The organism is Alishewanella sp. HH-ZS (genome assembly GCF_001704375.1).
Taxonomy (GTDB): Bacteria; Pseudomonadota; Gammaproteobacteria; order Enterobacterales; family Alteromonadaceae; genus Alishewanella; species Alishewanella aestuarii.
This window is the reverse complement of the sequence record NZ_LZEJ01000037.1, coordinates 17,640-41,597: the sequence shown is the minus strand read 5'-3', so window position 1 is coordinate 41,597 and position 23,958 is coordinate 17,640. Positions and strand designations below refer to the sequence as shown.

Sequence of the window (23,958 nt, the reverse complement as noted above, 5' to 3'; positions counted from 1 at the left end):
ACGTCATGGCGAAAATAGCCACCGATCGCACCACCATTGATTTATTTGCGCTGGACAAGCGCCCCGGCAGACCGAAAACTAACCCCCTGCCGCGGGAAGAACAGTTAAAACTGAACAAGCGCAACCAAATCAAGCGCGATCGCGTAAAGGGGTTAAAGCGTATCGAATGCAAGGTGTCAGAGCAGCTGTGTGACAAACTCGATCAGGCAGCGGCTTTGGCCAAGATGACACGCAGTAATTTTATTGAACATCTGTTAGAACAGGCTTTGGCCAGGTAAGAAGGCGTTAACTATGGCAACAGTGGGTATTTTTTTTGGTAGCGATACCGGTAACACCGAACATATCGCCAAGATGATCCAGAAAGAACTGGGTAAAAACTTAATCGATATTCGTGATATCGCGAAAAGCAGCAAAGAAGATATTGCAAGCTTCGATCTACTGCTGCTCGGGATCCCAACCTGGTACTACGGTGAAGCCCAATGCGACTGGGATGATTTCTTCCCGGAATTGGAAAATATCGACTTTAATAACAAGCTGGTCGCGATTTTCGGCTGTGGCGATCAGGAAGATTACGCTGAGTACTTCCTGGATGCGATGGGCACCCTGCGCGATATTATCGAGCCGAAAGGCGCCATTATTGTCGGCCATTGGCCAACTGCCGGCTACAACTTTGTTGCCTCAAAAGCACTGGTCGATGACAACCACTTTATTGGCCTGGGCATCGATGAAGATCGCCAGCCGGAGCTGACCGAGCAACGGGTTAAGCAATGGTGTAAGCAGATTTATGATGAAATGAGCCTGGCGGAATTTGCCAAGCTGTAAGCTGCCGTTTTAGCAGCCGTTCACAGCAGAAAAAGCCGGTTCGCCGGCTTTTTTTATGCCTTAGTTGCTGACTCGGTTGCGCGGTACTTTGGCTTTTTCCGGATATAGACAGTGCGATTGACTTCGCATACCACCTGGTTATTAGTATCTTTAATATGCACCAGAAACTGCGGAAAAAACTTCTCGCCGCCGTCGGTCTCACGTTTAACCTGCTCCACCATCTCATCCGACAGCCAGAACTCAGCGGTTAAACGGCTGTAACCCGGTTTGATATAGTTGATATCGGCCTGTTTATCCCACACCAGATATTCTTTACCCAGGGCGCCCATTAGCAGCAACGGATAAATCGGATCGGTCATCGCAAACATCGAACCACCAAACTGGCTACTATTAATATTGCGGGTCCAGGGCCGTGATTTCAGCTCGACCCGGCAATAGCGATAGTCGCTGCTCAGCTCCGCTACCTTAATGCCACTGAAAAAAAACGGTGGCCAGAAATTCAGTAAATGGCGCATAACGCCCGGTTTAAATGCCCAACGCATAAATCACTCTCTGGTATGACCTGTGGAGTGCATTCTACCCGGCTTTTCGATTTCAGCAAGTTTGGTAACGCCTATCACGACAAATCCGCAGCAGTGCCCTCAACGAAACAAGCGTAAAACCAAGCTGTAAGCGGCTATATGTGCAACTAAAAATAGAAAAGGGATAAAGCAATTGAATATAAAACTAATCTCTTTATAATCCCTGTAAGTTCACGTTTAGATAAGAGTTGCTATGAACGATCATAATACCGAGTTACGTAAGGCTGGCTTAAAGGTCACACTGCCCCGGGTGAAGATCCTGGAGATCCTGCAGGATCCGAAAAACCAGCATATCAGTGCCGAAGATGTATATAAGCTATTACTGGACATCGGTGAGGATATCGGTCTGGCGACCGTATACCGGGTACTAAACCAGTTTGATGATGCCGGCATTTTAACCCGCCACCATTTCGAAGGCGGTAAGTCAGTGTTCGAGCTGGCCGGCGCCAACCACCACGACCATTTAGTCTGCCTGAAGTGCGGCAAGGTGGTTGAGTTTGAAGACGACACCATCGAGCAGCGCCAACTGGCGATTGCCAAACAGCATGGTATTAAACTGACTCACCACAGTTTATATATGTATGGTGAATGTGAAGACACAGTGCAGTGCAAGAAAAACAGCGAGCAGAACTAACTGCTAATGCTAAAGAAAAACCGCCCACCGGCGGTTTTTTATTGCCTTTAAGCCGTATTTCGCAGCCGCGACATCACCAGCGCACTGATATAGTTGCCGTATTGATAGGCATAATCGGCCAGTTCGGCTTCAACTTCAAAACCAAAGCGTTCATACAGTGCAATGGCTGACTCGTTACTGCTGTATACCAGCAGCTCCACCCGCCGCAGGGCCAACCAGTTATCGGCTAAATCCAGCGCGGCACGTAACAAGGCCGAACCAATACCCTGCCCCTGGAATGGCTCAGATACGCCCATACCAAATTCCGCCGCATGCCGTCGCCGCGGATTTTGCATCACCTGTAACCCGAGCTGCCCCACCACCTGGCCTTCGAGTTCAGCCACCAGATTATAAAAACCCGATTGTGGCTCAAACAAACTCTGCCACTTCGCTTGCGGTTGAAACGGTAGCTGCAACGTATTGGCATAGACGCTGGGTTGGTCATAGATGGCTTTGACAGCGGCTAAATCGGCTGGCTCGGCATGGCGGATCACAGGTGGCATAAGGTTTCTCCCTGAAGTGTGGTGCTATAGTAAATATGCCTCATAAAAAAAGCCAGCGACGAGGCTGGCTTAGTTGGGCATCAGGTTTTACCGGCTTAGAGCGCAGCTTCCAATTCCGGTAATACCGTAAAGAGATCGCCGACCAGACCATAATCGGCAACCTGGAAAATCGGTGCTTCCGGATCTTTGTTGATGGCAACGATCACTTTTGAGTCTTTCATACCAGCCAGATGCTGGATAGCGCCAGAAATACCGACCGCAATGTACAGATCAGGCGCCACAATTTTACCGGTCTGACCGACCTGCATATCATTTGGCACAAAACCAGCATCAACCGCAGCGCGCGAGGCGCCAATGGCAGCGTTCAGCTTATCGGCAATGCCATTTAACAGCGCAAAGTTCTCGCCATTTTGCATGCCCCGACCACCGGAGATAATCACCCGGGCGGCGGTCAGCTCTGGCCGCTCTGATTTAGTCAGCTCTTCGGCAACAAAGCTGGATACGCCTAAATCTTTAACCACCGCGACGGCCTCAATAGGCGCGTTATTGCCGGTTGCTGCAGCGGCAAAGGCCGCACTACGAACTGTTAATACTTTAATGGCATCAGCCGACTGCACCGTAGCAATCGCATTACCGGCATAGATTGGCCGCACAAAGGTATCTGCACTTTCGATGGCAATAATGTCAGAAATTTGCGCCACATCTAACAGCGCCGCCACCCGCGGCAACATATTCTTACCACCGGTGGTGGCGGCTGCCAGAATATGACTATAACCGGCACCTAACTCTGCCACTAAGGCAGCGACGTTCTCTGCCAGCTGATGCGCATAAGGCGCGGCATCGGCAACTAATACTTTGCTGACACCGGCAATGCTTGTGGCTTCAGCTGCCGCAGCCTGACACGCCTGACCAGCAACCAGCACATGGATTTCACCACCAAGCTGACTGGCAGCCTGTACGGTTTTAAAGGTATCCGCTTTCAGCGCACTATTGTTATGTTCAGCTATTACCAGAATGCTCATCAGATCACCTTTGCTTCATCTTTTAACTTGGCTACCAATTCGGCGACGCTTTCTACTTTCACCCCGGCCTGACGGCTTGGTGGTGTCGTCACTTTCAGCGTATTAACCTTACTTTCCAGTGCCACACCCAGGCTATCGGCGGCTTTGACATCCAGCGGCTTTTTCTTCGCTTTCATAATATTCGGTAAGGAGGCATAGCGCGGCTCATTTAAACGCAGATCCGTAGATACTACGGCCGGCAGTGTCAAGGCAACCGTTTGCAGACCACCGTCAATCTCACGAGTCACCTGCACCTTACCGTCTGCTACCACCACTTTCGACGCGAACGTACCTTGCCCCATACCGGTTAAGGCAGCTAGCATCTGTGCCGTTTGGTTATTATCCGAATCGATGGCTTGCTTACCCATAATCACCAGCTGTGGCTGCTCTTCTGCGACCACCTTGGCCAGTAACTTGGCCACTTGCAGTGAATCCAGGTTAAGTTCAGTCTCCAGCTGCAGCGCACGATCGGCGCCCAGCGCCAGCGCGGTACGCAGCTGTTCTTGTGCGGCTTTATTCCCGATAGTGACCACCACCACCTCAGTGGCAACGCCGGCTTCTTTTAAACGCACGGCTTCTTCCACCGCAATTTCGCAGAATGGGTTTAACGCCATCTTCACGTTCGCCAGATCCACACCACTGTTATCCGGTTTAACCCGAACCTTAACGTTGTAATCGATAACCCGTTTTACCGGAACTAGTATCTTCATAATGGCCTCATCTGAATGCGACAACCCTTGCCCGGGTTGCTTTACGTGCAGGTAAACTAATAACTTTGAGTATGGCCGACAATCTACTTCCTGTTGACGTTAACGTCAACCTGCAATATCCTGCTACCCTCAATAAATTCCCATGTTTATAAAAAAATCTGTAAACAATAGCATCCACAAAACAGGCGGCTGTGGCAAAGCTCAGGCATACTCCACAATAAACATAGCCCAACCTGCCAACGCAAGAGAGGTAATCCGGTGGAAAGAGAAGCAATGGAATACGACGTGGTCATCGTTGGCGCAGGCCCGGCGGGTCTGTCGGCTGCTATTCGTTTAAAGCAACAGGCCGAAAGCGCAGGCCAGGAAATCAGTGTTTGTGTGGTAGAAAAAGGCTCTGAAGTCGGCGCCCATATTTTATCCGGTGCTGTCTTTGAACCCCGCGCGCTGAACGAATTGCTCCCGGATTGGTCAGAGCGCGGTGCGCCGCTAAATACCCCAGTCACCCATGATGATATCTATCTGTTTAGTGATGAGCAGAATGCGCGCAAGCTACCGGGCTTTGCCGTCCCTAAGACCATGCATAACAGCGGTAACTATATTATCTCAGCCGCTAACCTGTGCCGCTGGCTGGCGGAGCAAGCCGAAGCGCTCGGTGTAGAAATTTTCCCGGGTTTTGCCGCCAGTGAGCTGGTGCTGGAAGATAACACGGTCAAAGGTATTCTGATTGGTGATATGGGCCTGGATCGCGAAGGCCAACCCAAAGACAGCTACACCCCCGGCATGGCATTACTGGCCAAATACACCTTGTTTGCCGAAGGCTGCCGCGGTCATTTGGGCAAACAACTGATTAAACACTTTGCGCTGGATGACGGCAAGTCGCCACAGCATTATGCAATTGGCTTTAAAGAAATCTGGGATGTGCCGGCCGAACAGCATCATGCTGGTTTGGTGGTGCACTCTGCCGGTTGGCCTTTAGATGACGCCAGCGGCGGTGGCTATCTGTATCATGCTGAAGGTCAGCAGGTCGTGGTCGGTTTAATTATTGACCTGAACTACAGCAACCCTTACCTAAACCCCTTTGAAGAGTTTCAACGCTACAAGCAACACCCGACTTTAAAACAATATTTAAAAGGCGGTAAACGCGTGTCCTACGGTGCCCGCGCTATTGCCAAAGGCGGCCTGAACAGCCTGCCAAAAATGAGTTTTAATGGTGGTTTATTAATTGGCTGTGATGCCGGCACCCTGAACTTTGCCAAGATTAAAGGCAACCATACCGCGATGAAATCCGGCATGCTGGCCGCTGAAGTGGTAGCTCAGGCCTTATTGAACGGTGATAACGGTGGCCAGGATTTAACCGGCTTTGCCACTGCCTTTAAAGACAGCTGGCTGTACGATGAACTGTACCGTTCACGTAATTTCGGCCCGGCAATCCATAAATTTGGCACGTTCTGGGGCGGCGCCTTTAATACCCTGGATCAAAACTGGTTTAGTGGTCGCTTACCGCTTACTTTAAAAGACGACCAGCACGATTATGCCCAGCTCAAACCGGCTGCCAATTGCAGCCCTATCGTATATCCGAAGCCGGATAATCAAATCAGTTTCGATCGTTTAAGCTCAGTTTACCTGTCGAACACCAACCATGAAGAAGAGCAACCCTGCCATCTGAAACTGAAAGATTCCAGCATTCCTATTCAGGTGAACCTGGCTAAGTATGCAGAGCCCGCCCAGCGCTATTGCCCGGCTGGCGTTTATGAGATTGTTGAAGAGCAGGATAAAGGGCCAAGACTGCAGATCAATGCCCAAAACTGCATTCACTGTAAAACCTGTGATATTAAAGATCCGAGCCAAAACATTACCTGGGTGACACCAGAGGGTGGCGGCGGTCCTAACTATCCGAATATGTAACCTGTAGCGGCAAGCCAGAGCATTATTGCTCCGTGCTTGCCAGCTCCTGCTGCAACTGCTGACTCACCAGACTGCTGCCAACATAACTAAAACTGCCACTTTGCAACAGTTGTAACACATCTTGCTGTAACCAACTTTGCGCTGCGGTGGCTTTGGCAACCGGCGTTAACATCAACCAGCCGGCCTTGCCATGGGTCTTTACCTGATATAAAGCTTTGTCTGCCAATGCCAGTGCCTGAGTCCAGCTCCAACTACTGTTATCCGGCAGCGGATACTGCACTACGCCAACCGAACAACTGATCGCAAAAGGTAATTCTCCTTTCACTGTCCAGGATTCCTCTGCGATGGCTTGCATTAAGCGACCAAGAAATGCCAGTGGCTCATCCTGCTGCTCCTGGATAATTAAAAACTCTTCACCACCCCAACGGATCAGATGATCAGATTGCCGCAGTAAGCGTTTTAACAAGGCAGCCAGTTGCTGTAAAACCGCATCACCTGCCTGATGGCCCAATAAATCATTGACCTGTTTAAAATTATCCAAATCCAATAATAAACAGAGTAACGGCCGCTGCTGCCGTCGCGCCCGTGCCAGAATCGCATCCAACACCTGTTGTAAATAATGCCGGTTATGTAACCCTGTTAAGGCATCCGTTACACTTAACAACTGTAAGCGCTGGTTCAGCTGCGCCAGTTGTTGGTTGGCCTGATTTAATTCTTGCGTCCGCTCTGTGACCATGCGCTCCAGTTGCTGCTGCAAGCGGGCCAGCCGCTGCAGGCGCAAGCGATAGCTACCATAGATCACCAGTAGCGCCAATAACACCAGCAACACGTAAAACCAATATTGTTCATACCAGCGCGCTTTAATCTGTAACGGCTGACTGACAATCGCACTCCACTCGCCTTCGCCCTGATAACGGGCTTGCACTTCAAAGCTAAACTCACCGGCCGGTAAATTGGTATAAAACGCCTGGCGCCGGTCATTGACCGTCGTCCACTGCTGATCATAGCCATTAAGGCGGTAGCGGAATAATAAGGTCCTGGGCCGGTAGTAGGCCGGTGCCGTAAAACTGAATACCAGATCCCGGCTCTGCTGATCGATGACGAGCGGCTGCGCCAGTGGCCAGGAAGTCTGCCCGACCTTAATCTCCTCCAACAACACCTGCGGTACCGGCACCTGATCTGACAGGTCAGCCAGATCAACACTGACCAGACCGTTTAAACTGGGTAAATAAACCTTGCCCTGCCACAATGCCCCTTTACTGTTACCGGCACCATTGCAGCAGCGCAAGCCATCAACGCCTGCCTCCGGGCCGATATCATCGATAATGATCCGTGCTTGCAGCTCTCCCCCGGTCAGCACCGCTGAGCTGAGCCGGTATACGCCATTAAAGTTGGCGATAATCAGGCCGCGGTCAGTTTCGGCCAGATAAATGACATCATTTGACGGCAACCCCTGCTCCGGCGTAATGTGCTGCCAGCCCCCCTGACCATCTTCAAAAGCAAAACCATGTTGCAGGGTGCCAAGCAAGATCCGGCCATCCGCTAACTCGGTAATAAAGGTCACATAAACACCATCAAGCCGGGGATCGCTTATTTTTTTCAGCTGTAAACCATCCCAGACATAGGCACCGTTGGGCGTCCCCAGCCATAAGCGATCCTGACTATCGGTTAAAATGATCCGAAAGCGATTTGCCGGTAAGCCAAGGGAAGGCGTCATCAACTCAGGCTGATCACTGTGCGGTAAGATCCGGTATAAACCGTCAAAGGTTGCCACCCAGATACTACCATCGCGCCGCTGCGTAATACCGTTAATCTGAATATGGTCAAGGGCGCTAAAGCGCTGCACCTGCTGATAATCAGCACTGATTTTATTTAAACCACGCCGGGTTCCGGCCCAAATGGTGCCGTCCGCCTCACGAAATAACGAATACACCACATGATGTGACAGTAACGCCGGCGCCACTTTGCTGGTAAAGCGCTCGCCGTCAAATGCCGCCAGACCGCCATTGTAACCGACTAACAGCTCATTGCCGGCCTCTTGCAGCGCCCAGACATAGGGATCAGGCAAATCGGATGCTACGCCATAATTGGTCGTCGCATCAGCGCGAAAACGCAGCAAGCCATGGGTTTTGCTGCCAAACCACAGAAAACCCTCACGGCTTTCAAACGCCGACACCAACCAGCCAAGCTTACTGTGTTGCCGTAAATCGGTCACCGACAGCAGTTGTTGTCCCCGGTACTGCCGTAATTCCTGATAGGTAGCAACCCATAAGTTGTCCTGCTGTTGGAACAACAGCAACACCTCATCTGCGATCTGCTGCTGCGCCGGACTTAACTGCCCGTGCTGATATCGCCATAGCCCTTGCGGGGTGGCGAGCAGTAACCCAGAGGCCGTGCTCACCATCTCGGTAATCAGCCAGCCTGCTTGTGGCATGTCAGCGACTAACTGATATTCGCCATTTTGCCACAGTGCCAGATAACCTGGGCCGCCGAGCCATAAGCGATCACCTTCCGCCAGTAAGCTGCTTACCGGCCGGCCCGGTACCGGCAGTACACTGAGCTGCCCCTGTTGCCATAGCAGCAGCTGCTCAGCGGCAATAAACACCTGCCCCTGGCTGTTTTCAGCCATTGCCTCCACACTGCCAACGCTGCGCCCGTCAAGCGTCAGCTCCTGAAACTCTTGCTGCTGATAGCGGATCAGTTTATCGGAGCTGCCAATCAGTAATTCACCTGCCGCAGTAGTATGTAACGACCGCAACAAGGGGTTGCGGAGTAACTCGGTATTCTGGGCATTGAATACCTGAAATTGGTTACCATCAAAGCGCGCCAGGCCACCTTCAGTCGCTACCCAGATATAGCCGGCCGGATCCTGCGTAATATCCACCACTGAGGTTTGCGGCAAACCATGCTCAGTATTCCATACCCGTTGATGTAATTGCGCAAAAACCCTGTCAGCCGCCGGGACCGCAGTACAGGCTAATAGCATCAGCAAAAACAAGATTGGGTTGGCGAAGCGGTTCAGCATGGCAACAGACTCAAGGTAAAGCGGCACCACGGGCAGCAATATACAGCTGATACCAGTGCTGACGACTTAGGCTGATATGCTGAGCCTGCACTGCGGCTTGCAGGCGCTCAACTTTGCTGGTGCCTATTACCGGCTGGATCTGCGCCGGATGGCGCAGCAACCAGGCCAGCACTATGGCTTCAGGTGCCACCTGATATTCAGCAGCCAAACGGCTCACCAGCAGGCGGGTTTGTTGCTCAGCAGCAGATTCATCTGGCTGCGCCTGGCTATAGCGCCCTTGCGCCAGACTGCCCCAGCTCTGGATTTGTATATCCTGCTGCTGACAATATTCCACGGTACCATAGCCAAAATGCCGGCTGGCACCCTCGGCCATGCCGGTGAGTAAGGTTTCTTCGATAAAGTGATGCCGCTGCAGGCTCATTTCCAGTTGATTAACCCGCAACGGTACCGGCAGGTAACGCTGGAGCAATTGCAGTTGCGGCCAGGCCATATTAGAGACGCCAAAGTGGCGAACCTTGCCCTGTTGCAGCAGTTGCGTGAAGGCGGCAGCAATTTCGGCTGGCTCTAACAGAGGATCGGGCCGATGCAGTAACAATATATCAAGATAGTCAGTTTGTAAGCGGCTAAGAATGCCATCTACGGCAGTTAAAATCGCCGCCTGGCTTAAATCGTAATAGCCTGGCTGCTGCTCAGTTGCCAGCTTGATTCCGCACTTTGATTGCAGCAGCAGCTGTTCACGTCGCTGCGGAAAAGCGTTAAGGTAGCGGCCAAACACGGTTTCGGCTTTACCAAAGGTATAGATGTCGGCATGGTCAAATACCGTAATACCGGCTTCCAGTGCGCTGTCAATGAGTGCAAACGCCTGTTGTTCATCCTGACGGTGCAGCGGCGTATTATTCCAGCCCCCGCCCAGCCCCATACAACCCAGCACCAGTCGGCTGGCTGATGGTAATGCCTTGTTTATTGGTATAGTCATTGGCAGATCCCTGTTCGTTGCCGGTATTTTAACCGCAAGCCAGGGCAGAACCCAAGCGATAATCTGCTTTTACCGGCAAAACCTTGCTCTGCCCAGACAGGCCCCTTACACTAGACGTTTTCAGCTGTCAGTGAGCCTGCCGTTAACACCATGTCCGAAAGCCATCTCGTGCGTTTAAATAAATTTATCAGTGATACCGGTTATTGTTCCCGCCGTGAGGCCGATGCGCTCATCGCCGCCGGCAAGGTAACTGTCAATGGCCAAAGTGCCGAAATGGGGCTAAAAGTTAGCGCCGGCGATACGGTGCTGGTAGATGGCAAGCCGCTAAAAAATAAGCCCAAACGGGTATATATCGCTTACCATAAGCCTGTTGGCATTACCTGTACTACTGAACGTAAGGTCGCCGGCAATATTATTGATGCGCTGAAATACCCGGAGCGGATTTTCCCCATTGGCCGGCTGGATAAGCCCTCCGAAGGCCTGATATTCCTGACCAACGACGGGGATATCGTTAATAAAGTGCTGCGCGCCGGCAATGCGCATGAAAAAGAATATGTGGTCACGGTGAATAAACCCATAACCGAGCACTTTATCAAGCGCATGAGCCAGGGCGTGCCTATTCTGGATACGGTGACCCTACCCTGTAAAGTACGGCAAGTCTCGCGCAATACCTTTAATATTATCCTGACCCAAGGTCTGAACCGGCAGATCCGCCGCATGGCCGAGTTTTTAGGCTATGAGGTGGTGAAATTAAAACGCACCCGCATTATGCATGTGCGGCTGGCAGAATTAAAAGTCGGCCAGTGGCGACTGTTAGATGCCGATGAAGTTGCCGAACTGGAACAACTGGTGCAACATTCCAGCACTGTTGCCCATGCTGTTACCAATAATGCGCTAAACCAAGATCACGAAGAATAACGGAGCTATTGATGTCATTGGCCAACCTGAAAACCACTTTGCCTTTGCTGTTAGGCCCGGCGCTATTCTTATTAACCCTGTTTACCGAACCCTTCGACGCTGAGCTTAGTCGTCATGCCTGGATAATGTGTGGTCTGACCTTATGGATGGCGATCTGGTGGATTAGCGAAGCGGTGCCCATTCCTGCCACGGCGCTGATCCCATTAGCCGTGTTGCCGCTGCTAAAACTCGACAGCATTGCCGCAGTTGCCGCGCCTTATGCCGATCCGCTGATTTTTCTGTTTTTTGGCGGCTTTGTGCTGTCGATTGCGATGGAGCGCTGGAACCTGCACAAACGGATTGCCTTACTGACCATGCTGCTGGTTGGCAGTAAACCCAGCCAGCAAATTGCCGGCATGATGTTGGTTACCGCCTTTCTGTCGATGTGGATGTCGAATACCGCCACCGCCGTCATGATGCTGCCTATTGGTTTATCGGTAATTGCGATGCAAAGCCAGGGCGGCCAGCAGCAAGACAGCTCTGCCAAGGCAGTACTACTGGCGATTGCCTATGCTGCCAGTATTGGTGGTATCGCCACCCTGATTGGGACACCGCCAAACGCCTTGCTTGCGGGGTATCTGCAAAATGTGCATAACATCACACTGAGTTTTGCCGACTGGATGCTGTTAGGGGTGCCACTGGCCAGCGTATTGTTGGTGTTAAGCTGGCTATGGTTAACCCGCTTTCAGTTTAAGCTCGACGGCGCAGTGCAGGCCGACAGCCGGCAAATCTACCGCCAGAAACTGGCGGAGCTTGGGCCAATGCAAAATGCCGAAAAACTGGTACTAATGGTCTTTTTAGCCGCAGCGTTCTGCTGGACCTTGGCGAAAAAAATCACCGAATTTACCGGTATCCCGATGAACGACACTGTGACTGCAGTGTGCGTGGCACTGCTGCTGTTTATCTTGCCGGTCAGCCTGAAAAGCGGCCAGCGCGTGCTGGTGTGGGAGGATTGCCAAAAGCTGCCATGGGGTATTTTGCTGTTGTTCGGGGGTGGTTTAACCCTGGCCAGTCAAATTCAAAAATCCGGTCTGGCGGATTTTATCGCGCTACAAGTCAGTCAGCTTGGCACCCTGGATATGCTAACACTGATCCTGTTGGTCACCACGCTGATTATTTTCCTGACTGAAGTGACCAGTAACACCGCCACCGCTGCCGCCTTTTTACCTTTACTGGGCCCGGTGGCAGTTTCGATGGGTATGCCGGTGACCATGCTGGTGATCCCGGCGGCGATTGCCGCCAGTTGCGCCTTTATGATGCCAGTTGCTACCCCGCCTAATGCTATCGTCTTTGCCTCGGGTCAGCTGAAAATTGCTGACATGGTGAAAGCCGGATTTGCTTTAAATATTTTATCGATTATCTGTATCACCGCAGCTTGTTTGTGGTTGGTACCGGTTATTTTTTCCTAACGCAGCGTCAGCCGCCACTGCAGTGGCGGCGGCTCGATAACGAGAACCCTTATGTTACAAGACAATCCTTTACTGGCGCAGCTGAAGCAACAGCTCCGTGAATCGCTGCCGGTAAAAGAAGGCGTGGTCCGTGCCACCACTAAAAACTTCGGCTTTTTAGAGGTTAGTGATAAAGAAAGCCACTTTATCAGCCCGCCCTTGATGAAAAAACTATTAAACGGTGACCGCATCAGCGCCGTGATCCGCGAGGTTGATGCCAAAACCCAGGCCGAACCGGAAACCTTGCTGGAAGCCGGTTTACAAAACTTCGTCGGCCGGGTTAAGCGTTTTAAAAACCGTTTGCAAATCGTTCCCGACTTACCGTTGTTTAAAGATGGCTTAAAAGCCAAAGCCGTTAATGGTATTGATGACAAAGCACTGGCTGACGGCGACTGGGTGCAGGCAACGCTGGTACAGCACGCGTTAAAAGATGAACAATTTCTGGTTGAAGTGACGGCACTGATTGCCAAAGCTATGGATCCAGAAGCGCCCTGGCTAGTCGTATTAGCGCGCCATAACCTGCCGACAGCGGCGCCCTTGTCCGAATTCAGCGAACAGCAAGCCACTACCCCACGCAGTGATCTGACCGCTGTGCCGTTTTTCACCATCGACAGCAGCAGCACCCAGGATATGGATGATGCGATTGCGATTACGCAAACCACAACAGGCTGGCAATTAAAGGTCGCTGTGGCCGATCCTGATGCCTATATTCCGGCAGGTTCTGCTTTGGATCAGATCGCCGCAGAGCGGCTGTTTACCACTTACCTGCCTGGTCGCAATATTCCGATGCTGCCGCGGCAACTCGCCGACGAGCTGTGTTCGTTACACCCGAACCAACCGCGACCGGCGCTGGTGTTAACGCTAAACATCCAGCAGGATGGCACTATCGAACCCGACTACCGCTTTGAGCTGGCTACCATCTGCTCACAGGCCCGCTTTGATTACACGCAAGTCTCTGATTATCTGGAAGGCACGGGCAGCTGGCAGCCTGAAAGTTCGCTAATGGCCGAACAGCTGCAGCAGCTTAGCGCGCTGGCAAAAGCCCGCCAGCAATGGCGTAAAACCCATGCCATCGTGTTTCCGGATAAACCAGATTACCGCTTTGACCTCAACGCCGGACATCAGGTTGTCGCTATTCATGCCGAGCAGCGCCGTATTGCGAATCTGATGGTCGAAGAAGCGATGATCGCCGCCAATCAGAGCGCAGGTCGCTATTTAGCATCACAACCGGGCTTTGGCCTGTTTAATACCCACAGCGGTTTTGACAGCAGCAAGCTAAACCCACTTAATGAACTACTCAGCAAATTTGACGCACCGGTACTGGGTGACGCCCTCACCGAATTAAGCGGCTTTTGTCAGTTACGGCGCTGGCTGGATCAGCTGCCATCCGCTTATCTGGATACGCGGATCCGCCGCTTCCAGGCTTACGCCACGGTGAGCACCACCCCAGCTGCGCATTTTGGTTTAGGCGCAGAATATTACGCAACCTGGACCTCGCCAATCCGTAAATACAGTGATTTGGTTAACCAGCGCCTGATTAAAGCTACCTTATTACAGACCGCGACAGAGCCCCCTGCTGCGGAGCTGGCAAAACGGCTGGCTGAGCAGCGCAAAATTCAACGCCGTGCTGAGCGGGATATTGCCGATTGGCTGTATTGTCAGTTCCTCAGTACTGCCCAAGCCGACGGCCAATGCTTTACCGGTGAAGTGCAGGATATTAACCGTACCGGTGTTCGGCTGCGGTTACTCGAGAATGGTGCCCAGGGCTTTTTAGCCTTGAGCGAGCTGGGTGTACCGGCAGACAGCCTCAGTACTAACTGGGAAGAAGGCCGCTGCTATCAGGGGGACAACATCATGCTGGAACTGGGACAGCAGCTGCAGGTGCAAATCAGTGAGATTAATCCGGATAGCCAAACCATTAATTTAAAACTGCCCGCTGCCAGCGCAGATCTTTAAGCTTCAGCGGCAATTCAGCTTCGCCGGCCAATAATGGCCGGCGACTGCAGTTAGCTTGTCACATTTCGTATTTTGCAGTCCAGATAACACAAACATTTTCTCTAATCAGGCAAGGAGCCAGGTGTTGTTATTAACCATTCTGAATAAATTATGTCGCCGGCAACAACGCCGATCTCAGCGCATTAATCTGACCAAACAGCGCCCTGATGGTTGATACCTGACTAACCCGCTTTTATCTTCAACGTTGATAATAAATTATTCAACCTGAACCGCCGCTTATAGTCCAATAAAGCGAGATTTTAATTCCGCACTTGGCGACATACAGACTTCACTTCTACCAAAGAGCCGGTAGCGATGGCGCGCCAGCCATTTATATGCTGCATCACGCCAGGCGCGGGGTATCCAGCGTAATACCCTGCAATAAGGCCAGAAACCGCTAAGATCGCGCGCAATTTCCAGCGCAGCATCAGAATAAAGGTAACAGCGCTGCTGCTTAATCAGCAGCACGGAGTCGGTGTCTGCGCTAAGCTCTGGAAATTCGGCCAATAGCTGCTGTGCCAGCTCGCTTTGCAGTGGGGCAAAAACAAAGCGCGCTTGAGGGTCACGTTTAATAATAAACTGCACCGCGCCCTGGCAGAGATGACAAACGCCATCGAAGATGACGATATGCGGATTAGTGTTGATTGAGCAGCCCATGTGCATACCACCACCGGCAGCTACCGAGCTTTGTTCGCTGCAATTTCTTCCAATCGCTCAGCCAACCAGACCTTGATAATTGACTGACGGGTAACGCCGATCCGATTGGCCTCTTGATCAAGTGACTCAATCATCCAGGCAGGAAAGTCTACATTAACACGCCGTTGTGCCTGATTAGGACGCTTAATTGTCGACAGGTCAAGATCATCAATAATATCGACCGCATTATCATCAAACTTTTTGTCGAATACTTCAGCTTTCATAAATTGCCACCTCAGCTTTACGCGCCCGCCTGACCGAGATTAATCGGATAATCTCACCTCGATAGGTAATCACCGCCGACCAAACCTTACCATCGATTGCGCCGATAACTAACGAACGCGATTCATCTGTAGATCTGGCCTCAATCTCAAGTAAGTAAGGATCATTCCAGAGCTGCTGCGCATCAACAAAGTCAATACCATGTTTTTCAAGGTTAAGCAGGCTCTTTCCGTCGTCAAACTCGAATTTATACATTAGTATATAAATTATACCTTAATGGCGCATTTGTTAAGTGTAAGCCAACAGATTACGTTTGCAAGTTGGAGAAAACATTTAAGGTTCTGCTAAATCCTTAGCCGCTATTGTCTCTAACACCGACTGCTTAATTTCTGTTAACAGCGGATAGGGATAATTATCGATATCATTCGATGCGGTAAAAATAAATAAGCCAACATCGGGGTAGTAATCGAAGGTTGCATAGGAGTAACCGTTTGAGCCGGTGTGATTAATCCTGCTAAAGCCATGCTGCTTGTCGATAGCCCAACCATAGCCATAGTAGGAACCTTTTTCAGTATTCTCGGTAATATGCGGTGTAAACATCTGCTGCCAGGAGGCTGCGGTTAAAATCTGGCCCGTCTGTATTATCTGATACCAGCGCTGCATATCTTGCGCGGTCGAGACAAAACCACCGCTACCTTCGAACCAGCGTTTGCCGGGTTGTTGGCGCAGATGCTGCAACGAGTCACCCACACTGCGGCTCTTGGCTTGTAACCCAAACGCCCGTTGTAACCAGTTGGGATCAGCACCGTAATTTATCGCCAACCTGTGTAGCGGTATATCCGCCAGGCGATAGCCGGTTGCTGTTAAACCCGCCGGTAACAGGATGTGCTGTTGAATATAGGCTTCCCAATTCTGGCCTGATGCCATTTCAATTAGCTGCGCCAGCAAGTAATAACCCAGGTTCGAATAGTGATAGCGCTCGCCAGGGGCGGCAACTAATGGCAGCTGCAGTACCTGCCGCGTGTAACTCTCGCTATCGATAACGTCGTAAAAACTGATGCTGGGCGGGTTAGTCGGCAAGCCTGACGAGTTACTTAACAAATGATGGATGGTGATCTGTTGTTTGTCGGCAGGAACATCCGCCAGGTAGTTATCGATAGTTGCCGTAAGTGATAACTTGCCCTGCTCTACCAGCTGCATAACTGCTGTCGCGGTAAATTGCTTGGTGAGTGAGCCGATATCAAATACCGTAGTATTATCAAAGGTGCGCTGCTTTTCCCGGTCGGCCAGGCCAAAGCTTTGCTGAAAGATTAGAGTATCGGATTTAGCAATTAATACTGTGCCGGAAAACGCCGATTGCTCAAGTTTTTGCTGCCACGGCGGCAGCGGTTCGCTGGCGGCTGCCGCTAAGCTGGCAACTAACGTAAGTGCGCCGGCGATAATCGAGCAGAGTTTTGGCTTGGTGCTTGTTGTATTCAAGAGTGTCTGTCCAGAAATGTGTAGCGCTTTGGTTATGGCATTTTTAAATTTTACAGGCGCTATAAGCCTCAGCGTGGTTAACTGACGTATTGGTAGCAAAGTCTAACTGTATCGTCGTTAAGACGGGTTGCTTTTGAATATTTCAAAACCAGGTGTGACGCTATAACGGCCGGTATCAAAGCTATTCACTTTATAAGATTGATAACCGGGATTTTCTGTTATATTTCGAATCTACGAAGTTTGAAATCAAAATCTTCGTCAACCTTAATTCGTTTTACCAACTCTGCTGATTTAGGCCTATATTTTCTCCAATCCCATTCAGCATCCACCAGAACAATATTTTTCAGACCGAATTTCTCCATGTCTGCTATAGAATAATCATAACCGACAGCTCCTTTACCAAAAAAGCTCTGAGCGAAATCTAAAGCGCTAAATTTAGACTGCCCATAAGTCGTCAGTAAGTTATCAATTCCTATAGTTGCGAAAAAATCAGTCTCCTTTTGACGCATTTCAGTTATATATTTATCAAAACTTTCTCGGTTTTTGGCATCAACATTCCAATTGGATTGCCAAGCACTACCATGCCATAGCAAAACTGAATCTTTTCTTAAATACTTTGTACTGGCAGCTGGAAAGACATAGTTGGCACAAGAAGACGCACATACTCTTATAACTTCAACATCCAAATTATTATCTTTAACCCATTGCCCTAACGCCAGCCCGGCATCAATCTCACCACCTTGACTCGTAATAAGAAGTCGCTTCGGTTTTACCTCTGCTTCATTAAACAATGCGAAAATCGAGTTGTTTGATATTTCCGTTATTCCGCCGCTATAAATCAGCATTCCATTTTCTATACCAACATAGGTTTCAGGACTCTGACTGCTTTCATTGACATCGTTTAAACTGGCACAGCCGACAACCAGAACAGAAAAAGCCAAAACTAAACCTAAAAATAAATTATTCATTATTTCTCCTTGAGATCTAACGCGTTTTATCCACATACGCGAGCAAGTTATTGCGAGTCCAGCGGCCAAAGGAAGCTATGCTGACTGGCTTTGTTAGTCATTTGCCTGCTTAGTGCCGCGAACTAAGAAATAAAAGCACACCATCAACAACAGATAACGCGGCAGCGTTGTAATGATGTTATTAAGCATCTGAGGCTGTGATTGCACAACGAAATACAGCTGCAAGAGTACTAAAGGCGCGAGCAACAATGCGTAAAACGTAAAATCAGGCTTTCTGATTACCAACTTACAGGCGAAAGCTACCACTAAAAATGCTGCCGCCAGCGGCACTGCGATGGTGAATAAGTCGACCAGCGTGAATGCAAGTAAGCCTGATACTTGCGCAACAGGTTTTAGCAGGTCAGCGGATATTGTTACTGCAGCACCAATGCCAGTAATAGCTATTGACGCATAAGCTAGTGCAATACCTAAAATGACGGCGATTATTCGATTTGCTATTTGATCCATCCATTTACTCCTTGTTTTGCCTACCTTACCGTATTATGGGCGTCTACTTTATTGGGCGAGGTCCACTGGCGTGGAGTAACTTGTTAGCTGCCTTGTCCAAGGGGCGAACCTGATAGTGATAACGGCACGAGATCCAACTTTACAACCGCTTCTTTTAATTGGGTTATGTCAGTTCTTTCGCCTTGATATAAACTCAAAGCCTTACTGAAATAAGTATCAGCGTCCCGCTTATTCCCCGCTCTCTCATGTAATAAACCTATTCTTATATAGGTAAATGCCAGGTTGTTTGGCCCAGTTTCTGCCATTAATGTAGCCGACTTATCTGACTCAAGTAATCTGGCTAAGGATTCAAGCGCATAAAGACCGCTATCAATTGATCCATTTAGATATTCAGAATGAGCAATCTTTAGCTCATTTATCAAAAAATCAACAGAGATTTGATTGGCATATGAAAAACAACTACCAATCAGACTTATTGGCAACAGAGCTATTTTTATAAAATGTTTCATCTTACTCCCCTTATGGTCTAATTATGCCGCGGTGCTTCCGGTCAGTGTCTAACACCCAAATTCAGCACGGAAAGCCGCGCAGCGGGTGTTGACGTCGCAGCCAGCGTTTTTGCTGGCGATAATATTTTGCTGTTATGCATGATTCACTCAAGAGCTTGAAAAGAAAGATTTTTAACTGAACCTTCATCTGTTTTTAGCTCATGCCACATCACCAGAAATTTGAGTGTCTCACCTTTTTTCTTTTGTACTGGCAAGTTATTTTTTGGAACGATAATTTTATTGTCATTCCATGTCAGTATGTAATTTACACTTCTGAAACCGTTATCAGTGACATCAATTACATCCTCAATAACGGCGGTAAAACTTTGATGCTTGTTATAAAGAATATTTTCATCACTTGCATAACTAAATTCTGAAAAAGACAGTAAAGAAAATACCAGTATGTTCAAAATTAGAATATTTCTCATTGATTAGCTCCCTCTTAATAATGCAAAGTTTTGGGGCGGCTGCAGCGCAGCGTAAGCCGTCCCAACCGCGGTAGCGGCGACACTAGCGCCTTGTTAGTGTTTTATAAGCCGCTCAATAATTAGGGTAAGTTCACTAATTACTAATTCAGGCTCGTCAAACTGCACAAAATGACCACTCATCTCTGTTAACACTGCCCGCCCTTGTGGAAAAGCTTCGGCCCATTGTTTCCACGTCTCACCCCACTTGAATACACCTTGATCACTGGCAAGCAAGTGCGGAGGATTGGGATTTTTTTGGATCGAGGCAATAACAGTAACTGGCATGTCTTTGATCTGTGGGTAGTTCGGTAAAGGTCTCTTACTCCAAAAATCCAAGTAGTTGTTTGATATGCCATTTTCCATATCGGCAAGCTTTACCGCCGCAATTTCTTTGTTAGCCTGCTCTAAATTAATAGCCCGCATAATATCCACATCATGCTCTGAAGACGGGTCAAGCATCAGTAGTGCCTGTATTTGAGCAGGGTAAGCCACTGCAAAATCCCGAGCTACATTACCGCCATAAGAATGAGCAATTAAAATGACAGGCTGCGTAATCCCTAAATTTAGTAAAAGGTTGCTGGCATAATGAGCATACTCGTCAGAAGTAAAATGACGCTTTATTTTAGTTGAATTGCCATTGCCTACCCTTGAGTAGCGAATAACTGTCGCTTTTTCAGCAATTTTATAGAAGACAGGATCCCAGTCAGATAAACCAGCACCAGCACCACCTTCCAGCAGGACCGTATACTCACCACTGCCAGCGATTTCATATTCCAGCTTAAAGTCCCCAACCTTTGAAAACTTCGGTTCTGCGACCACAGAAAAGGACAACACAAAGATCGATAACAAAATGAATTTCAAAAAATCTCCTTAAAACACTAACGCCGCCAGCGGGGGCCGAAAAGCCGCTCGCCGGATTTGAGATCCAGCGACCAACGGGAGCGTTGCTGACTGGACTTGTTAAATTCCATTAGCTCTGTTGTACCGTCTTCGCAGGCTGAGTCACTATCAAGTAAATGATGTATCCAAGCAACGGAAAAAATACAACAGCTAAAGACCAACCAAATTTTGCACCACCGTGTGAACGGCTTGAGAGGATTACATGTATCAATGGCAATACCATTAAGACTAATAAATGCCAAATACTTATTCCACCCATCATAAATTTAATCCTAAATAATTTTGACAATTAAAACTGTTACAAGACTACTTTCAATTAACGCCCAAATTTAGCGCGGAAAGCCGCGCAGCGGGTTGACGTCGCAGCCAGCGCTTTTTGCTGGCGATAAAATTTGTTTGTTATAAATTTTCTTGAATGTAAATCAATGCTTCCGCTTCCGAAAGTACTTCAGGTTTACAAATTATATAGCCTGTAACTTGAGAAATAATATACTTGGCAGCACCAGCTGTTTGGATATGTTCATATTCACTTTCGCTGATTTCAATAGCTTTATAAGCTTTGGAATTGCATAACTCAGCAGCTCTACGATTAAATGTTTTGTACGCTGCCGAATGATTAGACCACGGGGCGAAGTTTGTCTTTGAAACAATATAATAAAGCCCTTCATGGATTTCCTTATCGGAGAAACCTCCTCCTAGTGAATTACTACCATCTTTATTTATATTGTGGTACGAGGAGCATCCTGATATTAATGTGATCAAGACTGAAATGGCTATACGTTTCATAACTGTTCCTTGTAAATTTATATGGAACGCACCTGCTTTCGCGCAGTGTAAGCGCCCTTCTATTTTCAATTATGACACTACGCTAACGAATAACTTGCCTGAGGTATCCCCAGAAATTTTGTAGTTAGAATAAAAATCTAGGCGATTAGGGAGCATTCATGGCGGTTCCCGATCTGATCATTCGCCAACAATCCCACATCGCGGATGCTCACCATAAATGTTAAAACTATGCTCGCTGATTTCCTCCGATTTGTCACCCCCAAAAACCATGCATAAAGCCAGATTTTCTGTCTTGTTAGACGCGGTTACTGCTCTTGCTCCGATATTGCCCAACATGCCCGCAATCTGGAGCACGATAACCGTTTAAGCATCACACTGTATCATCAGGCAAGTGCCGGTGATCAGAATACGGAAGCCCGCTTAACCTTAAATGGCCACGCGCAAAAACTCACCTACGAGCAAGAATGGCAACAGGCCGCTCCGGCCTGGCAAGCGCGGGTGCAGCTTGCCCAACAGGCTCGCCTGGCTGCTGTCTAAAGCTCATCAACTGCGACAGAGTCCTGTTTCCCAATCTTTCCAGACCGGCTGCAGGCCTCGGCTTGCCATGCTGGCCGCAACTTGCTGGACACTGCGCTGATCATCGGTGCTAAATTGCTCCAAACTGGCGGTTGCATCGGCATAAGCGCCCGGGGCAGTGCGGGAGCCGGCACTGATACTGGTGATAGCCAGCGGCACCACATGATCGCGAAAATGCGCCGATTCCCGGGTGGATAAACTGAGCTCCAGCTCAGGATCAAATAAGCGCCAGGCGCAGATCAGTTGTACCAATTGTTTATCGCTGATCAGGGTATCGGATTGATGTTGCTGTAGCACCTGATCGGCCAAGCCACCCGCGCAGGGTCGCAGTCGTGGAAACGACATACTGTAGCGGCTGCGCCAATAATGTTGCTGCAAGTAACGCAGGTGCAAGGCCAGATATAACGAGTCTAGCCGCCAATCGCCTAACCCCAGCAAAGCGCCAAGGCCTATTTTATCTACCCCGGCCTGCCCCAGTCGCTCTGGTGTTGCAAGGCGCCAGTCAAAATCCATTTTTTTCCCTTTAAGATGGTGTTTAGCATAGCCGTGGCGATCATAGGTTTCCTGATACACCAAAACACCATCCAGCCCATACTGCCTAAGCTCAGCATAATCACGGCTGGCCAGCGGCTGCACCTCTAGCAGTACATAGCTAAAGTAGCGCTTTACCACCGGCAGCACCTGCTTAAAGTACGAGAGCCCGACTTTTTTTTCATGCTCGCCGGCGACCAGTAATACCGTTGCAAAGCCTTGTGCTTTTATGGCCTGACATTCTTGCTCGACCTCAGCCAGCGTCAGGGTGCGCCTTTTTAGCGCATTGCTCATCGAGAAACCGCAATAACTGCAATCATTCGCGCATAAGTTGGATAAATACAGCGGAATATAAAACTGCAGCGCATGGCCAAAACGCTGGCGGGTAAGCAGCTGCGCCTGGCTGGCCATTTGCGCTAAAAAAGGCGCGGCCGCCGGTGAAATTAACGCTGCGAAATCATCCAAATCACGGCGCTTTTTTGCTAAAGCGCGCTGCACCGCAGCCGTATCGGCCTGCATAATTTTTTGCTGCCACTGCTGGCTATCTTGCCTGGCCAGCAGCAAACTAAAACCGCTGGGCTCAAGCTGCAGCGCTTGCGCATCATTCGCCATGCGCCCACTGGCTAAGGCATTGCTTGTCATAGGCTCTCCAAAAAAGCCGTTAACGGGCTGCTGGCTACGGCTTGTTGCTGACGGGCAGCTAAACCAGCTTGCTGGGCTAACTCCCCGGCCTGGCAGGCCAGTTTAAAGGCTTGCGCCATCGCAATAGGATCAGCGGCACTGGCAATGGCGGTATTAACTAATACCGCAGTAGCGCCTAACTCCAGCGCCTCGCTGGCATGACTTGGCGCACCAATACCAGCATCAACTATCACCGGCACCCGGCTTTGCTCCACAATAATGCGTAAAAAATCGCGGGTTTGCAGGCCCTGATTTGAACCAATGGGGGCGCCCAGTGGCATCACCGCTGCGCAGCCGACTTCTTCTAACCGTTTACACAGCACCGGATCGGCGCCGCAATACGGCAACACCACAAAGCCTTTGGCCACCAACAATTCAGCGGCTTTAAGCGTTTCAGTGGGATCGGGCAATAAATAGCGCGGATCAGGGTGAATTTCTAATTTTAGCCAGTGCGTTTGCAGTGCTTCACGCGCCAGCTCAGCCACAAACACTGCTTCTTCGGCGGTGCGAGCACCAGAGGTATTTGGCAGTAGCTTAACGCCCAGTGCGCTAAGCACCGGTAAAATTTCATCCTGACGTGTCATCAAATCGACCCGCCTAAGCGCCATGGTGACCAGCTCGGTGCCACTGGCTGCTAAACTTTGCTGCATTAAACCAGCACTTTGAAATTTACCGGTGCCGGTTAGTAAACGTGATTGAAAAGTGTGTCCTGCTATTTGATAGGCCATATTTACCCTCCAGCTATGGCAGTAAACAGCATAATCGTATCGCCATCGTTCAGCGGCTGAGTATCCCAGCAACTACGCGGGATCACCTGCTGGTTAATGGCAAGCGCGATACCGGGGCGTAGTTGTTGTTGACCGGCCAAAAACTCTGCCACCGTGCAAGGTTGCGTTAATGCAATAGGTTGTTGATTAAAATAAATCAGCATCGTGTTTGCT

Annotated in this window: 26 protein-coding genes and 1 pseudogene; 7 read left to right on the top strand and 20 right to left on the bottom strand. The window is 49.7% G+C overall.

Features of this window, described 5'->3' with window-relative positions; all coding sequences use genetic code 11:
• Positions 1-5 precede the first annotated feature (5 nt).
• Together ybfE and fldA are read left to right on the top strand one after the other, a co-directional pair.
• Positions 6-278, top strand: coding sequence for a LexA regulated protein (ybfE, locus tag A9165_RS13610; RefSeq protein ID WP_008610375.1), 273 nt, complete (start codon positions 6-8; stop codon positions 276-278).
• Positions 279-291: 13 nt separating this feature from the next.
• Complete coding sequence (fldA, locus tag A9165_RS13605) at positions 292-822, top strand: flavodoxin FldA (protein WP_057788991.1); 531 nt, start codon at positions 292-294, stop codon at positions 820-822.
• A 53-nt stretch (positions 823-875) separates the two neighbouring features.
• Here the strand turns inward: fldA and A9165_RS13600 are convergent, their stop codons facing one another.
• Positions 876-1,364, bottom strand: coding sequence for a DUF4442 domain-containing protein (locus A9165_RS13600; protein ID WP_065956296.1), 489 nt, complete (start codon positions 1,362-1,364; stop codon positions 876-878).
• A 232-nt stretch (positions 1,365-1,596) separates the two neighbouring features.
• Between A9165_RS13600 and fur the strand changes: the two genes are divergently transcribed.
• Positions 1,597-2,037, top strand: coding sequence for a ferric iron uptake transcriptional regulator (gene fur, locus A9165_RS13595; protein ID WP_008610368.1), 441 nt, complete (start codon positions 1,597-1,599; stop codon positions 2,035-2,037).
• Positions 2,038-2,084: 47 nt separating this feature from the next.
• Here fur and A9165_RS13590 read toward each other — a convergent pair whose 3' ends face one another.
• From A9165_RS13590 to A9165_RS13580, 3 genes are all read right to left on the bottom strand, one after another.
• Positions 2,085-2,579 (bottom strand): GNAT family N-acetyltransferase, encoded by a 495-nt coding sequence (locus A9165_RS13590; RefSeq protein WP_065956295.1) that lies wholly within the window; start codon positions 2,577-2,579, stop codon positions 2,085-2,087.
• Positions 2,580-2,674: 95 nt separating this feature from the next.
• Positions 2,675-3,601, bottom strand: coding sequence for an electron transfer flavoprotein subunit alpha/FixB family protein (locus A9165_RS13585; RefSeq protein ID WP_065956294.1), 927 nt, complete (start codon positions 3,599-3,601; stop codon positions 2,675-2,677).
• The gene (locus A9165_RS13580; protein WP_008951947.1) at positions 3,601-4,350 is read right to left on the bottom strand and encodes an electron transfer flavoprotein subunit beta/FixA family protein; all 750 of its coding nucleotides are present in this window, start codon (positions 4,348-4,350) and stop codon (positions 3,601-3,603) included. The genes A9165_RS13585 and A9165_RS13580 overlap by 1 nt, the downstream gene beginning before the upstream one ends.
• A 258-nt stretch (positions 4,351-4,608) precedes the next feature.
• Here A9165_RS13580 and A9165_RS13575 point away from each other — a divergent pair, with 258 nt between their 5' ends.
• On the top strand, positions 4,609-6,255 hold the full coding sequence (locus A9165_RS13575) for an electron transfer flavoprotein-ubiquinone oxidoreductase (protein WP_065956293.1): 1,647 nt from the start codon (positions 4,609-4,611) through the stop codon (positions 6,253-6,255).
• Positions 6,256-6,277: 22 nt separating this feature from the next.
• Here the strand turns inward: A9165_RS13575 and A9165_RS13570 are convergent, their stop codons facing one another.
• Complete coding sequence (locus tag A9165_RS13570; RefSeq protein WP_065956304.1) at positions 6,278-9,280, bottom strand: diguanylate cyclase; 3,003 nt, start codon at positions 9,278-9,280, stop codon at positions 6,278-6,280.
• A gap of 10 nt (positions 9,281-9,290) precedes the next feature.
• Positions 9,291-10,256, bottom strand: a complete 966-nt coding sequence (locus A9165_RS13565; protein WP_065956292.1) for an aldo/keto reductase family oxidoreductase — start codon at positions 10,254-10,256, stop codon at positions 9,291-9,293.
• 150 nt (positions 10,257-10,406) lie between these two features.
• Here A9165_RS13565 and rluF point away from each other — a divergent pair.
• The 3 genes and pseudogenes from rluF to A9165_RS13550 all read left to right on the top strand — a co-directional run.
• Positions 10,407-11,117, top strand: a pseudogene (gene rluF, locus A9165_RS13560) (23S rRNA pseudouridine(2604) synthase RluF); the annotation flags it as partial.
• 68 nt (positions 11,118-11,185) lie between these two features.
• The gene (locus A9165_RS13555; RefSeq protein WP_065956290.1) at positions 11,186-12,622 is read left to right on the top strand and encodes a DASS family sodium-coupled anion symporter; all 1,437 of its coding nucleotides are present in this window, start codon (positions 11,186-11,188) and stop codon (positions 12,620-12,622) included.
• A gap of 51 nt (positions 12,623-12,673) precedes the next feature.
• The gene (locus A9165_RS13550; RefSeq protein WP_065956289.1) at positions 12,674-14,617 is read left to right on the top strand and encodes an exoribonuclease II; all 1,944 of its coding nucleotides are present in this window, start codon (positions 12,674-12,676) and stop codon (positions 14,615-14,617) included.
• A 276-nt stretch (positions 14,618-14,893) separates the two neighbouring features.
• Here A9165_RS13550 and A9165_RS13545 read toward each other — a convergent pair whose 3' ends face one another.
• The 14 genes from A9165_RS13545 to thiS all read right to left on the bottom strand — a co-directional run bounded on the left by A9165_RS13545 (position 14,894) and on the right by thiS (position 23,948).
• Positions 14,894-15,319: a thiol-disulfide oxidoreductase DCC family protein gene (locus A9165_RS13545; RefSeq protein WP_065956288.1), complete on the bottom strand. Its 426-nt coding sequence runs from the start codon at positions 15,317-15,319 to the stop codon at positions 14,894-14,896.
• A 14-nt stretch (positions 15,320-15,333) separates the two neighbouring features.
• Positions 15,334-15,576, bottom strand: a complete 243-nt coding sequence (brnA, locus tag A9165_RS13540; RefSeq protein ID WP_065956287.1) for a type II toxin-antitoxin system BrnA family antitoxin — start codon at positions 15,574-15,576, stop codon at positions 15,334-15,336.
• Entirely contained in the window at positions 15,566-15,829 is a 264-nt protein-coding gene (locus A9165_RS13535) for a BrnT family toxin (RefSeq protein WP_057786657.1), read from the bottom strand. The genes brnA and A9165_RS13535 overlap by 11 nt, the downstream gene beginning before the upstream one ends.
• Before the next feature lie 78 nt (positions 15,830-15,907).
• Positions 15,908-17,053, bottom strand: a complete 1,146-nt coding sequence (locus tag A9165_RS13530) for a serine hydrolase (RefSeq protein WP_065956286.1) — start codon at positions 17,051-17,053, stop codon at positions 15,908-15,910.
• Between the two features lie 218 nt (positions 17,054-17,271).
• Entirely contained in the window at positions 17,272-18,021 is a 750-nt protein-coding gene (locus tag A9165_RS13525; RefSeq protein WP_065956285.1) for a hypothetical protein, read from the bottom strand.
• Between the two features lie 93 nt (positions 18,022-18,114).
• The gene (locus A9165_RS13520) at positions 18,115-18,528 is read right to left on the bottom strand and encodes a hypothetical protein (RefSeq protein ID WP_065956284.1); all 414 of its coding nucleotides are present in this window, start codon (positions 18,526-18,528) and stop codon (positions 18,115-18,117) included.
• An 83-nt stretch (positions 18,529-18,611) separates the two neighbouring features.
• Positions 18,612-19,037, bottom strand: coding sequence for a hypothetical protein (locus A9165_RS13515; protein ID WP_065956283.1), 426 nt, complete (start codon positions 19,035-19,037; stop codon positions 18,612-18,614).
• Positions 19,038-19,180: 143 nt separating this feature from the next.
• On the bottom strand, positions 19,181-19,504 hold the full coding sequence (locus tag A9165_RS13510) for a hypothetical protein (RefSeq protein ID WP_065956282.1): 324 nt from the start codon (positions 19,502-19,504) through the stop codon (positions 19,181-19,183).
• A 93-nt stretch (positions 19,505-19,597) separates the two neighbouring features.
• Positions 19,598-20,404 (bottom strand): alpha/beta fold hydrolase, encoded by an 807-nt coding sequence (locus A9165_RS13505; protein ID WP_065956281.1) that lies wholly within the window; start codon positions 20,402-20,404, stop codon positions 19,598-19,600.
• Positions 20,405-20,513: 109 nt separating this feature from the next.
• The gene (locus A9165_RS17245; protein ID WP_369799976.1) at positions 20,514-20,666 is read right to left on the bottom strand and encodes a PLDc N-terminal domain-containing protein; all 153 of its coding nucleotides are present in this window, start codon (positions 20,664-20,666) and stop codon (positions 20,514-20,516) included.
• Between the two features lie 176 nt (positions 20,667-20,842).
• Positions 20,843-21,229 (bottom strand): hypothetical protein, encoded by a 387-nt coding sequence (locus tag A9165_RS16820; protein ID WP_141686171.1) that lies wholly within the window; start codon positions 21,227-21,229, stop codon positions 20,843-20,845.
• 543 nt (positions 21,230-21,772) lie between these two features.
• Positions 21,773-22,978, bottom strand: coding sequence for a 2-iminoacetate synthase ThiH (gene thiH / locus A9165_RS13495; RefSeq protein WP_083216297.1), 1,206 nt, complete (start codon positions 22,976-22,978; stop codon positions 21,773-21,775).
• A complete protein-coding gene (locus A9165_RS13490) occupies positions 22,975-23,745 on the bottom strand; it encodes a thiazole synthase (protein ID WP_065956280.1) in 771 nt (256 codons plus the stop codon). The genes thiH and A9165_RS13490 overlap by 4 nt, the downstream gene beginning before the upstream one ends.
• Positions 23,746-23,747: 2 nt before the next feature.
• The gene (gene thiS / locus A9165_RS13485) at positions 23,748-23,948 is read right to left on the bottom strand and encodes a sulfur carrier protein ThiS (RefSeq protein WP_065956279.1); all 201 of its coding nucleotides are present in this window, start codon (positions 23,946-23,948) and stop codon (positions 23,748-23,750) included.
• Positions 23,949-23,958: the final 10 nt, after the last annotated feature.